Source organism: Pseudoalteromonas sp. SG41-2 (assembly GCF_014164535.1).
GTDB lineage: Bacteria > Pseudomonadota > Gammaproteobacteria > Enterobacterales > Alteromonadaceae > Pseudoalteromonas > Pseudoalteromonas rhizosphaerae.
This window is the reverse complement of record NZ_JACJFK010000017.1, coordinates 68,050-81,266: the sequence shown is the minus strand read 5'-3', so window position 1 is coordinate 81,266 and position 13,217 is coordinate 68,050. Positions and strand designations below refer to the sequence as shown.

14 protein-coding genes and 1 tRNA gene are annotated in these 13,217 nt (G+C 40.5%); 7 read left to right on the top strand and 8 right to left on the bottom strand.

The window, feature by feature from the left end; genetic code table 11:
- The first annotated feature begins 30 nt into the window (after window positions 1–30).
- From recQ to H5186_RS14555, 4 genes are all read left to right on the top strand, one after another.
- Complete coding sequence (gene recQ, locus H5186_RS14570; RefSeq protein ID WP_182718107.1) at window positions 31–1,854, top strand: DNA helicase RecQ; 1,824 nt, start codon at window positions 31–33, stop codon at window positions 1,852–1,854.
- 15 nt (window positions 1,855–1,869) lie between these two features.
- Window positions 1,870–2,169: a DUF3630 family protein gene (locus H5186_RS14565; RefSeq protein WP_182718077.1), complete on the top strand. Its 300-nt coding sequence runs from the start codon at window positions 1,870–1,872 to the stop codon at window positions 2,167–2,169.
- A gap of 66 nt (window positions 2,170–2,235) precedes the next feature.
- Window positions 2,236–3,945: a POTRA domain-containing protein gene (locus tag H5186_RS14560; RefSeq protein ID WP_182718076.1), complete on the top strand. Its 1,710-nt coding sequence runs from the start codon at window positions 2,236–2,238 to the stop codon at window positions 3,943–3,945.
- A 52-nt stretch (window positions 3,946–3,997) separates the two neighbouring features.
- Window positions 3,998–4,564, top strand: coding sequence for a mechanosensitive ion channel domain-containing protein (locus tag H5186_RS14555; protein ID WP_149980644.1), 567 nt, complete (start codon window positions 3,998–4,000; stop codon window positions 4,562–4,564).
- A gap of 72 nt (window positions 4,565–4,636) precedes the next feature.
- Here H5186_RS14555 and H5186_RS14550 read toward each other — a convergent pair whose 3' ends face one another.
- From H5186_RS14550 to H5186_RS14540, 3 genes are read right to left on the bottom strand one after another with little or no spacing between them, the layout of a single operon-like run.
- Window positions 4,637–5,695: a succinylglutamate desuccinylase/aspartoacylase family protein gene (locus tag H5186_RS14550; RefSeq protein WP_145237048.1), complete on the bottom strand. Its 1,059-nt coding sequence runs from the start codon at window positions 5,693–5,695 to the stop codon at window positions 4,637–4,639.
- Window positions 5,682–6,587, bottom strand: coding sequence for a 30S ribosomal protein S6--L-glutamate ligase (gene rimK / locus H5186_RS14545; RefSeq protein ID WP_145237045.1), 906 nt, complete (start codon window positions 6,585–6,587; stop codon window positions 5,682–5,684). Before rimK ends, H5186_RS14550 begins: the two co-directional genes overlap by 14 nt.
- A gap of 10 nt (window positions 6,588–6,597) precedes the next feature.
- The gene (locus tag H5186_RS14540) at window positions 6,598–7,026 is read right to left on the bottom strand and encodes an ATP-dependent zinc protease (protein ID WP_145237042.1); all 429 of its coding nucleotides are present in this window, start codon (window positions 7,024–7,026) and stop codon (window positions 6,598–6,600) included.
- 149 nt (window positions 7,027–7,175) lie between these two features.
- On the opposite strand from H5186_RS14540, the gene H5186_RS14535 reads away from it, so the two are divergent.
- Window positions 7,176–8,147, top strand: a complete 972-nt coding sequence (locus H5186_RS14535; RefSeq protein ID WP_145237039.1) for a zinc transporter ZntB — start codon at window positions 7,176–7,178, stop codon at window positions 8,145–8,147.
- A gap of 6 nt (window positions 8,148–8,153) precedes the next feature.
- Here the strand turns inward: H5186_RS14535 and H5186_RS14530 are convergent, their stop codons facing one another.
- Entirely contained in the window at window positions 8,154–10,259 is a 2,106-nt protein-coding gene (locus tag H5186_RS14530) for an ATP-binding protein (protein WP_182784532.1), read from the bottom strand.
- 353 nt (window positions 10,260–10,612) lie between these two features.
- Window positions 10,613–10,687: transfer RNA gene (locus H5186_RS14525), tRNA-Arg, on the bottom strand.
- Window positions 10,688–10,943: 256 nt separating this feature from the next.
- Here H5186_RS14525 and H5186_RS14520 point away from each other — a divergent pair.
- Window positions 10,944–11,126, top strand: coding sequence for a helix-turn-helix domain-containing protein (locus tag H5186_RS14520; RefSeq protein WP_145237033.1), 183 nt, complete (start codon window positions 10,944–10,946; stop codon window positions 11,124–11,126).
- Here the strand turns inward: H5186_RS14520 and H5186_RS14515 are convergent.
- Genes H5186_RS14515 through H5186_RS14505 form a run of 3 tightly spaced genes read right to left on the bottom strand, consistent with a single transcriptional unit; the run spans window position 11,123 to window position 12,838 of the window.
- Window positions 11,123–11,929: a phosphotransferase gene (locus tag H5186_RS14515; protein ID WP_182784530.1), complete on the bottom strand. Its 807-nt coding sequence runs from the start codon at window positions 11,927–11,929 to the stop codon at window positions 11,123–11,125. The two genes, H5186_RS14520 and H5186_RS14515, sit on opposite strands and share 4 nt — an antisense overlap.
- An 8-nt stretch (window positions 11,930–11,937) precedes the next feature.
- On the bottom strand, window positions 11,938–12,561 hold the full coding sequence (gene pnuC / locus H5186_RS14510; RefSeq protein WP_149980641.1) for a nicotinamide riboside transporter PnuC: 624 nt from the start codon (window positions 12,559–12,561) through the stop codon (window positions 11,938–11,940).
- A 25-nt stretch (window positions 12,562–12,586) separates the two neighbouring features.
- Window positions 12,587–12,838, bottom strand: a complete 252-nt coding sequence (locus H5186_RS14505; protein WP_145237024.1) for a hypothetical protein — start codon at window positions 12,836–12,838, stop codon at window positions 12,587–12,589.
- A 131-nt stretch (window positions 12,839–12,969) separates the two neighbouring features.
- Here H5186_RS14505 and H5186_RS14500 point away from each other — a divergent pair, with 131 nt between their 5' ends.
- Window positions 12,970–13,209 carry a DUF2960 domain-containing protein gene (locus H5186_RS14500; RefSeq protein WP_145237021.1) on the top strand — a complete coding sequence of 80 codons (240 nt, stop codon included), beginning with the start codon at window positions 12,970–12,972 and terminating at the stop codon, window positions 13,207–13,209.
- Window positions 13,210–13,217: the final 8 nt, after the last annotated feature.

Sequence of the window (13,217 nt, the reverse complement as noted above, 5' to 3'; positions counted from 1 at the left end):
AGGTCGTCTAAAAGCTCTAAAATGTCCGCGATGAATACACCAAATCCCACAGCAAGCACCGTAGTGCGCAGTCCCGCAGCTATACTCAAACAAGTGTTTGGTTATAGCGAATTTCGTGATGGCCAAGAAACGGTGATCAATGCAGCCCTTAACGGCCAAGATTCGCTAGTATTGCTGCCAACTGGCGGCGGCAAATCAGTATGCTACCAAGTGCCCGCGCTTGCCTTAAGCGGTCTGACAGTCGTTATTTCGCCATTAATTTCCCTTATGCAAGATCAAGTATCACAATTGCAAGCGCTCGGGGTGAAAGCGGCGTATATCAATAACAGTTTAAACCGCGACGAACAGCAGCAAATATATCAACAACTGCACAATGGTTTGCTTAAGCTACTGTATGTTGCACCTGAAAAAGTGCTGCAACATGAATTTAAAGAGCGCTTAAGTCACCTTAATATTAGTTTATTTGCGATTGACGAAGCTCACTGTGTATCACATTGGGGTCATGATTTTCGCCCTCACTACTGCCGCTTAAGCGAACTAAAACAACGCTTTGCAGATGTGCCTATGATGGCGCTCACAGCGACAGCTGATAAAGCCACGCGGTTTGATATCGTCCAGCAGCTTGGTTTAAATGCCCCCTATATACACACTGGTAGTTTCGATCGACCAAATATTCGTTACACCATTGAAGAAAAATTCAAACCGCTGGCGCAATTACTTCGCTACTTAAAAGAACAACAAAGTCAAAGTGGTATTATTTATTGCACCAGTCGAAAACGAGTTGATGAAATAGCTGAAAAGATCGCTGATGCTGGAATGAACGCAGCGGCTTACCATGCAGGTATGAGTAACGAGCAACGCCAATTTGTACAAACCGGTTTCGCCCGTGACGATATTCAAATAGTGGTGGCTACTGTTGCCTTTGGCATGGGCATTAATAAACCCAACGTCCGTTTTGTACTGCATTATGATATTCCCAAAAGTATCGAGTCTTACTATCAAGAAACTGGCCGTGCTGGCCGTGATGGCTTGGCCGCTGAAGCTATTATGTATTTTGATCCGGCCGATATTGGCCGTGTTAGGCGATTTTTTGAAGACATTGAAGATGAACAACGTCGTCGTGTCGAAGAGCAACGCTTTAACGCCATGGCCAGCTTCGCAGAAGCACAAACATGTCGTCGACAAATACTTCTTAACTACTTTAGTGAATATCAACGCGAACCTTGCGGCAACTGCGATATTTGCCTAAATCCACCAAAAAGTTTTGATGGTACTTTAGTGGCACAACAAGCCCTTTCGTGTGTGTATCGTGCCGAACAACGGTTTGGTTTAGGCTACATAGTTGAGCTACTGCGCGGAGCAAATACCAGCCGCATTAGGGATAACAATCACCACCAACTCAGCACTTATGGCATAGGTAAAGACCACAGTAGTGAATTTTGGCTCAGTATTTTACGCCAACTGATTCACCAAGGCTTACTGAGTCAAGATATCACCCAAGGCTCAGCACTGCGCTTAACCGAAGGTGCTCGCGCTATTTTGAAAGGTCAATACGCGCTGCAAATGGCTGAACCACGTCTGCAAGCGAAGCACGTATACCAAGACAAGCTCGCTCAGTTTAATTACGATAAAAAGCTATTTGCCAAACTACGTGCCTTACGTAAAGAGCTTGCCGATGCGGATGATGTGCCACCATATGTGGTGTTTAACGATAAAACCCTCGCAGAAATGGCGCAACTAATGCCAACCAATGACAGTGAATTTCTCAAAGTGTCAGGAGTTGGCTTTACTAAACTCAATAAGTACGGCAGCCCTTTTTTACACGCCATACGCGACTACTTAGCCCAGTCTTAAATAAAGAGAAAATTGATGACTCAGCTGCAACTAGATAATCAACATAATGCCATTATTATTATCCCCAGCGAAATGCCCAACGATGATGATTTCGAGCTTTGGGCGCAGTTATTTTTACATGGCCCAGAAATAGTAATTGGTGAATTTGCAGCGGGAGCGGATCGCCACCAATGTCGCTTTACGTATGCACAGCAAAGCTTTAATTTAAACTTTGAACACTACAGTAACAGTATTTGGGTTAATGGCGAAGGCATTGAAGCTGAGCATTTATTAGCAGCCTTAGCACACTATTTTCTTACACTATTGCAACAATGAGGTAGACTTATACACAAACTTAGTGTGTAGTGGGTTAACGGTAAAAACCCATAATAAAGGATTTCAATGGTTGTAAATAACGCTTATGCATTTTTATTGTTTAGCTGTTGCAGCACTTTGCTCTATTCATCCTATGGCTTAGCGCAATCATCTGGTGACGAACAGCAAAGTTGCAGTAATCAACGCACAATTACACCCACTGAAAAAAATCTCCGTCGCCAACTTGATGTCGATGAGACACTGCCAGAAAAAACCAACAAAGCCAAAATTGCCCAGGTCGAACTTGATCAACTCAACGTCTTCAATACCAATTTAGAAGCAGAAAATAACGCATTATTTCGCTTTGCCAATCGTGTTCATATGACCACTGAGCCAGACGTTATAAAAAATATTTTATTGTTCGAACCTGGTGATCACTATGAGCCGAAAAAACTCGCCGAATCAGAGCGCTTATTACGTCGTCAAGGTTATCTATACGATGCCAGAATAAAAGCAGAAACTAACTGCGATGGTGACATTAATGTAAAAGTGATCACCCGCGATTTATGGACGTTACTACCAGAAATTAGCTTCAGCCGCAGTGGTGGCGAAAATAAATCGAGCATTGGGTTTCGCGAATCCAATTTATTTGGCTGGGGTAAACGTTTGTCACTTGCTCGCACTACCGATGCAGAACGTAATGGTTACCTGTTTGTTTATGATGATCCTAATATACTTTCTAGCCGCTACCGTGGTCGTATAGAATACTCAGATAACGACGATGGTAAACGCCATTTACTCGAGCTTAGCTACCCTTTTTACTCTATTGATACGCCTTACAGCTATGGCTTATTAAGCTACTCTGATCAACGAATTGAATCTCTCTATAAACGAGGTGAAGTATTCAGTCAATTTATCCAGAAAACAGACTATAATCGCATTCACTTTGGCCACTCTAAACAGCTTGCTAATAATTGGACTCAACGCATTAGCGTCGGTTATACCCATGAACAGCAAGCTTTTGAGAGCACAGTAAATACCGTCACACCATTGGCTGAAAAACGGGAGCTAAGCTATCCATATATCAGTGGTCATTGGTTTGAAGATCACTACATAAAAGTGCGTAATTTCGACAGTATTTATCGTACTGAAGATTTAAATCTTGGTTGGAATGTGCAAGGTTTATTAGGCTATGCAAGTGAAGAGTTAAGCAATGACGATAGCCGCGCTATTTACTCTTTTGATGCGAAAAAAGCTCATTTTAGTGGCGATAATACCCTTTGGCGCTTTCATGCTAGCCTAGATGGTAATTGGAACGAACAACAAAGCAAAGTAGAGAACTTACTCGCGAGCACTCAAGTGCAGTATTATTTAAACACCAGTTTTGAACAATCGTGGTATGCCAAAATACGCTTAGACTATGCTAAAAACCTAACTCCCGACAAACAGCTAATCTTAGGCGGCGAAAATGGCCTACGTGGCTATCCGCTAGACTACCAACAAGGCGATCGTAGTTTTTTAGTTAATCTTGAAAAACGCTATTATTGGGAATACGACCTGCTTCAGCTGTTTAAAGTTGGTGGAGCTGCATTTTTTGATATTGGTCGCGCTTGGTTTAATGACCAAAATAACGGTAAAAATGGCCAAGTATTGAAAAATATAGGTATCGGGTTACGGCTCGCTCCAAGCAGAGCAAATGCAGGGACTGTGATCCATTTAGATATCGCCGCTCCACTTGATAAAAGTGATGATGTTGATTCTATTCAATGGCTAGTCACTGTAAAAAATTCCTTTTAAAGTGTGCTAAAAACGCTAAACTAGTTGCTCCTAAACCGCATTTGGATTGATTGTGGAACTGTTAGATATTCTTAGCACGCAGTATAAACTCATCGTCACTTTAGTCGCTCTGTTACTTTTTCCTGTACTATTAAAACTGACTAAAAAATTACTCGAAAAAACTATTAAGGGCAAAGTCGATATTCACCGTAAATATCGTGCCGAACTATTACTGAAAATTATTCTCGCATTTGTAATGCTGTGCTTAGTGTTAGTTTTTTGGGGTATTGAATTACGGGGTTTACTGGTACTTGGCTCATCTTTGTTTGCCATGCTAGGTGTTGCACTATTTGCAGCTTGGTCGCTATTGAGCAATCTGACCTCGTTTTTGCTAATGTTTATTCAAAATGACTGTCGTGTTGGTTATTGGGTTAGAGTTATTGACGGCGCGAACTTTGTTGAGGGGCGTATTGTCGAGATGGGCTTGATGAATGTGGTATTAGAACATGTTGATGGGCACCGAGTTATTTATCCTAATAACCTATTTGTTACTCGTCCGGTGATGGTTTTAAATAAAGAGCCGAAACCTACTAAAGCAATCGCGGTTAAGCGCGCTATTGGACCTAAAAAGCTGCAATAAACGAAAAGCACATAACAAAAAGCCGTTTAAGAATATCCTTAAACGGCTTTTTTGATCAGTTACAATCAGCAATTAATTATTTAATTCCGCTGTTTTTAACTCATCTTCAATATCACTTATTTCATCAATAAAGGTTTCAAGCTGTTGTTCTACCAAGCTGTTTGCGTGAGCAAAATATGCTAAATGAAACACTGCATCACCTTCATTAACCAGTGGCATAGTTTGTTGACCAATCACTATACCACTTCTTGGCGCTAATAATTCCAGCTCAGAATCACCGAGCGGGCTACTGATATAAGCTAATATTTGCCCTTTCATTACTCGCTCACCCAATGATACTTGCGCACGCACAATGCCATCGACTTCAGCACGCACCCAACTGGTAGAGCTGGCAATAATTGGCTCAGGTAACTTCTTAGCGCGCTTGCCACGGATCATTTTTAAATGACGCATGACATAATCAACGCCTTGCATACCAGCCGCTATTGCAATTGGATCAAACCGCAGCGCTTCTCCAGCTTCGTATGTAATCACCGGAATACCTAAGTTCGCGGCCTCACTTCGCAGTGAACCATTACGAAGTGACGCATCAATAACGGCTGGTGTACCAAATGCATTCGCCATTTGTGCCGTTGCTTCATCACTCAAATCTGCGCGAATTTGCGGTAAATTGGTGCGATGTATTGCGCCAGTATGTAAATCAATAATATGCGTACAATGAATGGCCACTTGCGAAAAGAACATATGTGCCATACGTCCAGCAAGCGATCCACGAATAGAACCTGGAAAGCTGCGATTCATATCACGGCGATCAGGTAAATAACGTGACTTATGAATAAAACCAAATACGTTAACAATCGGCACAGCAATCAGCGTACCACGCAGCTGGTTAGCATCTATTTTTGCTAATAATTGGCGTACGACCTCTACGCCATTGAGTTCATCACCATGAATAGCCGCACAGACCATTAAAACAGGCCCTGCTTGAACTCCATTCACTACCTCTATTGGGATATTCAACGGCGAATGGGTGTACAGCTTAGCTGCTTCTAGGGCCAGCGTCTTACGCTCACCGACACCCACCGTTTCACCTAATAAAGTAAACGCACTATTGATTCTAACCTTTGCCACGCGTTGCGGTCCTTTTGGTTGCAGCGGTTTTTTCGATAAATTCGATCACCATACCTGCAATATCTTTTCCTGTTGCTACTTCGATACCTTCAAGACCTGGTGAAGAGTTAACTTCCATTACCAAAGGTCCGCGAGATGAACGAAGTAAATCAACCCCAGCTACGTTCAAGCCCATTGCTTTAGCTGCAGCTACTGCTGTTCTACGTTCTTCTGGCGTAATACGCACTAATGTTGCACTGCCACCGCGGTGTAAATTAGAACGGAACTCACCATCTTGTGCTTGACGCTTCATTGCGGCAATCACTTTGTCACCAAGTACGAAACAGCGGATATCTGCACCACCAGCTTCTTTAATATACTCTTGTACCATGATATTAGCTTTTAAGCCCATAAAGGCTTCAATAACACTCTCAGCAGCTTTACGTGTTTCAGCTAACACCACACCAATGCCTTGAGTACCCTCTAACAGCTTAATAACTACAGGTGCACCGCCAACCATTTCAAGTAAGTCTTTAACGTCATCTGGCTTGCTGGCAAAACCGGTTACCGGCATACCAACGCCTTTACGTGATAACAACTGTAACGAACGTAATTTATCTCGCGAACGTGAAATAGCAACTGATTCATTAACAGGAAATACATTCATCATTTCAAACTGACGCAGTACTGCACAACCATAAAAAGTAACTGAAGCACCAATACGCGGGATTATGGTATCAAAATCTTTTAAATTTTCACCGCGATAATGGATCTCTGGTTGCTCAGAGTTAATGTTCATGTAACAACGTAATGCATCGATCACTTTTACTTCATGACCACGCATCTCAGCTGCTTCAATTAAACGACGCGTTGAATATAAATTCTTGTTACGAGATAAAATACCAATTTTCATAGTTAAAACCTTAACTATCTAATAAATGAGATAAAGCCGGATCAACGACTATACGATTTTCCATGGCTGTGCGCCCTAATAACATTCTAAACTTCATACTCGCTCGGCTGGTCAAAGTGACTTCTATTGGCCAACTTTTATCACCAGCGCAGAGCTTAGTCTCAATAAAATACCGCAACTCACGCTGCCCACTTGAGCTGGTTACATATTTCATCTTTTTTACTTTAGCATCACACTCAATTTGAGTGTGCTCATCTTCTTGCAAAGGCTGAGCAATAAATTTAACCCACTTTTCGCCTTCTCGCTCATATTCTTCAATATTAAGAGCATGAATACATGACGTACGGGCGCCCGTATCAATCTTAGCCTTAATTTGATTAATGCCAAGCTCAGGTAAACTTAACCACTCACGCCAACCAACAATTATCTTTGCCGTCATAAATGTGCCCTTTAATAAAAAACTGTCTTATACGCTACACGGATAAAAACACAAATGAAATAATTTTATCCAAATGATAAGCTAATTTAATTGACCTAAGTCACTCAATAGTCAACTATATTAACATACAGGATTAATGAGAATTTACTATGTTCAATGGTTTACTACACGCACTTATACTTGATGAACAAGGCGGCGCACGCACAATTGATAATAGCGCAGACCTACATAACTGGCAGCCTGAGCAAGGTAAATTGTGGGTTCATCTTGATTATAGCCAAAGTGAAGCCATAGATTGGTTACAAAACAGTGAATTGTTGACTGATTATGAACTTGCATCATTAACAGCCGATGAAACACGCCCTCGTATCACCAAAGTAACTAACGGTTGTATGTTGTTTTTACGAGGCGTGAATTTAAATCCTGCACAAAGCCCTGAAGACATGGTCTCAATTCGTTTATTTATCAATGAAAATGTAGTGGTCACTACCCGAAAACGCCGTTTACTTTCAGTCCAAGATATTTTAGCTGCACTGGAAGAAAAAACTGGGCCAGTTAGCATTTCTGAATTAGTTTGCCAACTTACACAAAATCTTACCTCACGTATGCAAGGGGTAATTGATGGTTTAGATGACACTCTCGATATTTTTGAAGATGAAATTGACGAGCCGACCAAGCGCTTTGATAACCAAGGACTGTCGCAGTTACGCCGTCAATCAATTGGTTTAAAACGCTACTTAAGGCCACAAAAAGAAGCGCTCAGTACTTTAATGGCAAACAAATACAGCTGGCTTAGTGAAAACGACAAAGCCAAGTTAAACGAAACCACCAATCTACTGATCCGCTTTATTGAAGAATTAGATAGCTCTATTGAACGTGCGCAAATTATTCAACAAACCATTACTAATCAGGTTTCCGAACAATTAAATCAGCGTATGTATGTGATGTCGGTGGTTGCGGCACTGTTTTTACCGCTAGGATTTTTAACCGGTTTACTTGGCGTAAATGTAGGCGGTATCCCTGGTACAGAGAGCCCTTACGCATTTAGTTTTTTTGTTATATTTTTAGTCGTGATCACCGGTGCCATCGGCGTTTACTTCAAAAATAAAAAATGGCTTTAAAAATACTCACGGTTGTTCAACTACATTGATTGGTATAGTAATGATAAAAGTAGTGCCAGCACCTAATTGACTCTGGCACTCTATCGTACCGGCTAGTTTATGTATCACTAAATTATAAACAATGTGCAACCCCAAACCTAAGCTCAGTTGTGCGTTATTCGTAGAAAAGAACGGGTCAAATACTTGCTTGCGGACATCTTCTGGCATGCCTTTACCATTATCGCTGATTATCAGCTGAAGTTGTTCATCATGTTTACTCACTGTAATGTTCACCTCCCCAGGCGTTAAATCATCAAAAGCGTAAACTAAGGCATTTTCCACTAGCTGCCCTAAAATTTGCGAGAATGCACTTGGTGAGGCAAAAAAACGAATTTCTTGCTGGTATTGGCATTTAACTTTATGAGGCGTTTGGTCAACACGTGAGTGGATTGACAGCAGAATATTATCGATATACTCACCTAAGTTAAACCAGCGATTTTCCTGTGTATCGTTGTCTACCGCAACTTGTTTAAAGTTATTGATTAGATTGGTAGCTCTGTGGAGATTCACGCTCAATAACTCTGTGCTTTGTATTATATGAGCATAGGCCTGATTAAACTCCTCTCTCGACATGTTACCCGCAGCCGCTTTGCCATGAATAGTTTTCGAGGTGCTTTCCAGTACTGATGCAGCCGTGACGCAAATGCCCAATGGGGTATTTATTTGATGAGCAACTCCAGCAACTAATCGTCCTAACGACGCATGCTTTTCATTTTCAATTAACTGTTGCTGAGTACGTTTTAGCTGTTCCAGCGATAATGTTGCTTCTTTGGTCTTAGTCTCAAGCTCAGCAGTACGCAGAGCCACTTTACGCTCAAGTACCGCATTTAACTGTTTTACTTGTTGCTGTGAAGACATCAACTTGGTATTCGCATCTTCAATCTCAGTGACGTAGCTTTTTACTTGTAAGTACACATCATTTAAAGCAGTAATAATTGGGGTAAACTCATTGCGTTTAGCATACTCAACTGGCAGTAGATTAACTTGCTTATTACTACCATAACGAATAGAGCTTTTTATGATATTTAATACCTGATCAAAAGGGCTAAACAAAGCTTTGAGGATAAAAATCATCAGTATAATAAAGCACAGCCCTATGCCACTGCCTGTGATTAAAGCCCAAGAAGACACTTTATCAACTTGTTTACTTAAATCATTTTTAGGAACTAATGAGCCAAAGATAAAACCGCTCTCACTAAGCTGATAAAAAATATACTTATCTTCAATTGCTAGCTGCTCAAACCCAAAGCTATTGACCTTACTTAACCGACTTTGAGCTACTAATGTTGCCGCCCAAGGAAAGTCATCGGTCAACTGCTGTACCGTTTGAGGCTTGTCTGTAAAGCCAATAATTAACTCAGAATCCCGGTGAAATAAAAATGATTGTGCATTTTCGGTCACTTTAATGCTGACTAAAAACTCACTTAACTCAGCTAAAGACCAGTCGAGCGTCGCCATACCAATCGGACTGCGGTTATCGTCAAGCATCACCGCATCTATAGTCATCATCAACGAGAATGAGCCTGCATCATCGTAATAAGGGTTAGTCCAAAATATTGGACGATAGCTGGATTGGTTTAATCCCCACCCTTGCTGTTCAGCAAGCTGGTACCAATCCTGAGAAAAATAATCGTACTGTGGTTTATTGAGATCCCACGTAAATTGCAGCTGTTTATTTTCTTTATATACATATGGGCCAAAATAACGATACTGCTCATCCAGTACCTGGGGTTGATACCAAAGCCCTCCTCCCATGGCTTGTTCAAAACTGGCAAACTTATTTTGTAACGTGCGCTGAGCCAGTTCCTTGATATCAGCCATGGGAGTAGATTTTTGATGACGCAGAAAGTATAACTGTTCACCGCTTAGAGCCAGATCGATCGCATGCCCTTGCATTTGTTCTGTAAGATGATTGATTCGGGAAATAGTGCCATTGAACACAGCTTGAATTTCATTTTGCTTAAATTCATCCAAAGATTCTTTGTAAATTAGCGTGTTGAATAACTGTAGGGTTGAATAAGCCAATATCTCAAACAAAATGACAAACACCAGAATACGGGTTTTAATATTCATTCAATCTCCAGAGTACTCTTTGCTAAAGAGCTCATTTAACACAACACTCACAGGCATTGCCTAATAACAACTGTGCTCGACTTACTTAGTATACAAAATGACATGAAACGGTAATCCCACCATTTTTATTGGAGGCGAGCTGTAGTGCATAATACAATTCCCTAAGATAATGAATTATGAGTATAGTCCAGTTGTCAGTTTTACCATTTGTGTAATTTAATTAATTCTAAATATTGGTAGGGGGTTATTTACATCATAAGTACTAAAAGAGTGTGATTGAGGGCAAACACTGTGGAGTAAGATAGAGAGTTATTATTGATTGCCTTTGATGAAAGGCTGGGCATTATTGCAAATGGCGCTCTCGGTAGGGATCGAACCTACAACTCAGCCTCCGGAGGGCCACGTGATATCCATTTCACCACGAGAGCACATTTGTGCCACCACACCAACTCGCGATATCAGTGCTTAGGCCGAGCAATAATAAAGGCATATGCAATTAAATGCTAGCTTCTATCGCTTAGATGCTTAATAATTCAGCAAATTATAATAAATTACTTCACAAGCAAGCAAAAAACAGCTATTAAATTATACTTAATAAAAATCACTAACCATTTTGCAACATATAAATGCCCGTTTAACGACTTTTTAAGGCGCTTGTAAAAGGTTTAACATGAGGAAGTATCTATGAGTTTAATGTCAACCGAGCAAGTAGCGGAGTTTTTAGGGGTTAAAGTTGAACGTGTAAAGCGTCTTGCCCGGGAAAGTTTATTAATATCGAAATCTGTTGATGAAAACGGCGAACCACTATTTGATGCAGATGAAGTTGCAAAATACAAAGAACTTGCGGCGCGTTTTGGTGGTCTTTAACGATGATCCATTGAGCTAATCAAACAATCCAACTGCGTACGCAACTCAGTCACTTTATTATCGACTGAGCGTGCGCTATACCAACAAATACACAACACTAAAAACACCAACTGATAGCATTCAAGCTTTTGCAGTGAATAGTGAAATTTTTGAATAGCAGGCAATTGCTGTTGGTAGTTTGAAAGTAAGCTATTTTTTTGCTTATCATTCAACGCAAAGCTAACAGTTAGTGCTGCTAAATCGAAGTATACGTCATTACTTTTAGCGTACTCAAAGTCAATTAAAAACATGCCTTGGCTATTCACAATAATGTTTTCTTTTACTAAATCATTATGGCAAAAACCTTCATCACGGGGTAATAACGCGATTTGCTTTAATGCATCCTCAACGCTTGCTTGATATTGCTGATATAAGCGAGTTTTTTTATAAAAATCCAGCTCATACTTTATATCCATCGCCTCAGTAACAACATCATGGCAATGAAAAGCAATCAACTTTTGCAGCAACTCTAAAGTGAAATCCCCTTGTGCAATATCCCCCTCTAGGTATTCAAAAATCGCCAGCTTGTTAACTTCGTCAGTCCACAGTGGTTTGGGGCATACCTGCTGCTGCGCAAATACAGTTTGTGCTGCCAAGCCCTGCACTGGCCAATGCTCGCGATAGCACTTTAATAAAAAAGCCTGCTGTGCAGTACGCACTAAAAAGTTATCGTTACTTAAACCGCTAAATAGCCGCTCATTGCTCAATACCTTTAGTTGTGGATCAAAAGCGGCAAAAATGCCGCTAATTTCTTTACCTGTCATACTGCTTCTTATAATTGCGCCAAAGGCTTAGCTTGATTTTGCTCGTACTCTTCATACCAGGTTTTAAACCCCCATGCTGCCATTATGGTGTAAAAAATAAACAGCGCTAATGTTGGGTAGTAGCCTTTCTCGTAATACAAGTACATCGAAGCCGCATCAATAACAATCCAATACAGCCAATTTTCCAGTACTTTTTTTGCGACTAAATACGTTGTAACAACAGCAAAACAGGTTGTAAAACTATCTAAATAAGCAAAGTCTGCATGGGTATGATTGTTCATCACATAACCAAATATTAATGCCACAATCGAAGTCGCAATAATGATGAATAAGTGTTGATGCAAGCGCCATGAGGTGATCACTAATTGATGTTTATTAGCGTCGCCTTTTCGCCATATTACCCATCCATAAACCGCCATATACATATAGTAAAAATGCAATAGCGATTCCATTAATAAAGCACCATTCCAATACATTATGGTATAAATAAGGGTGCTAAAAAATGCTGCAGGCCAACACCACAGGTTTTCTTTTATTGCTAATAGCAAATATGCCATAGAGAGCGCCACTGCGATATATTCCCAGTGCGACATTGCAGTAAACCCTGCGAGAGTTTCTGTAATAAATTCCATAATTGATCCACTAAGGCTTTAGCTGCTATTGGGGAGAGAGATCACCATTGAGGAATTTACAAACAAAAATAGCTTTGCCAAACTCTTCGTATGAACGCTTTATCTCAGTACTAAGCACAGACATTACTAAATCGTAATCACCAAAAATTTGCGTCGACAAGGTATTTGTTATTACTTTTAAATCGTCATATTCATTTAAGCGATCAATAAACCCCTTAATAAATGGGATATAATCTTGATGAAGTGGGTACTTACTGATCTCTACAGATAATTTCATGACAATTCCTTGGTTTATTTAAAAATATGGCCGTTATTGTAACTTGAGCTAAGCTACAAGTCATTCAAAGGTAGAGCGGATGTCGAAGAAGGTGTAAAATTAACGCAATTAAATTATTTTATGAGTGACTCATGGCACGACGCATTACGTACAAATTTAAAAATCAGCCTCGCGAAATTAATTTTGCAAAAGATAAATATCGCGATATGTATCAGGCTATTGCTGCGGCTGAAGGGATTGATTTAACAAATTATTTAAAGATGGAACAGCAAATTGCTATGACTTCAAAAGGCTCAGCGGCAGTGCGTAATTTTCGTGATGAAGAGTTTGCTCGCATGGGTTTTAGCGATGTGTATTTTATCAAAGAGTAACGCTTAGC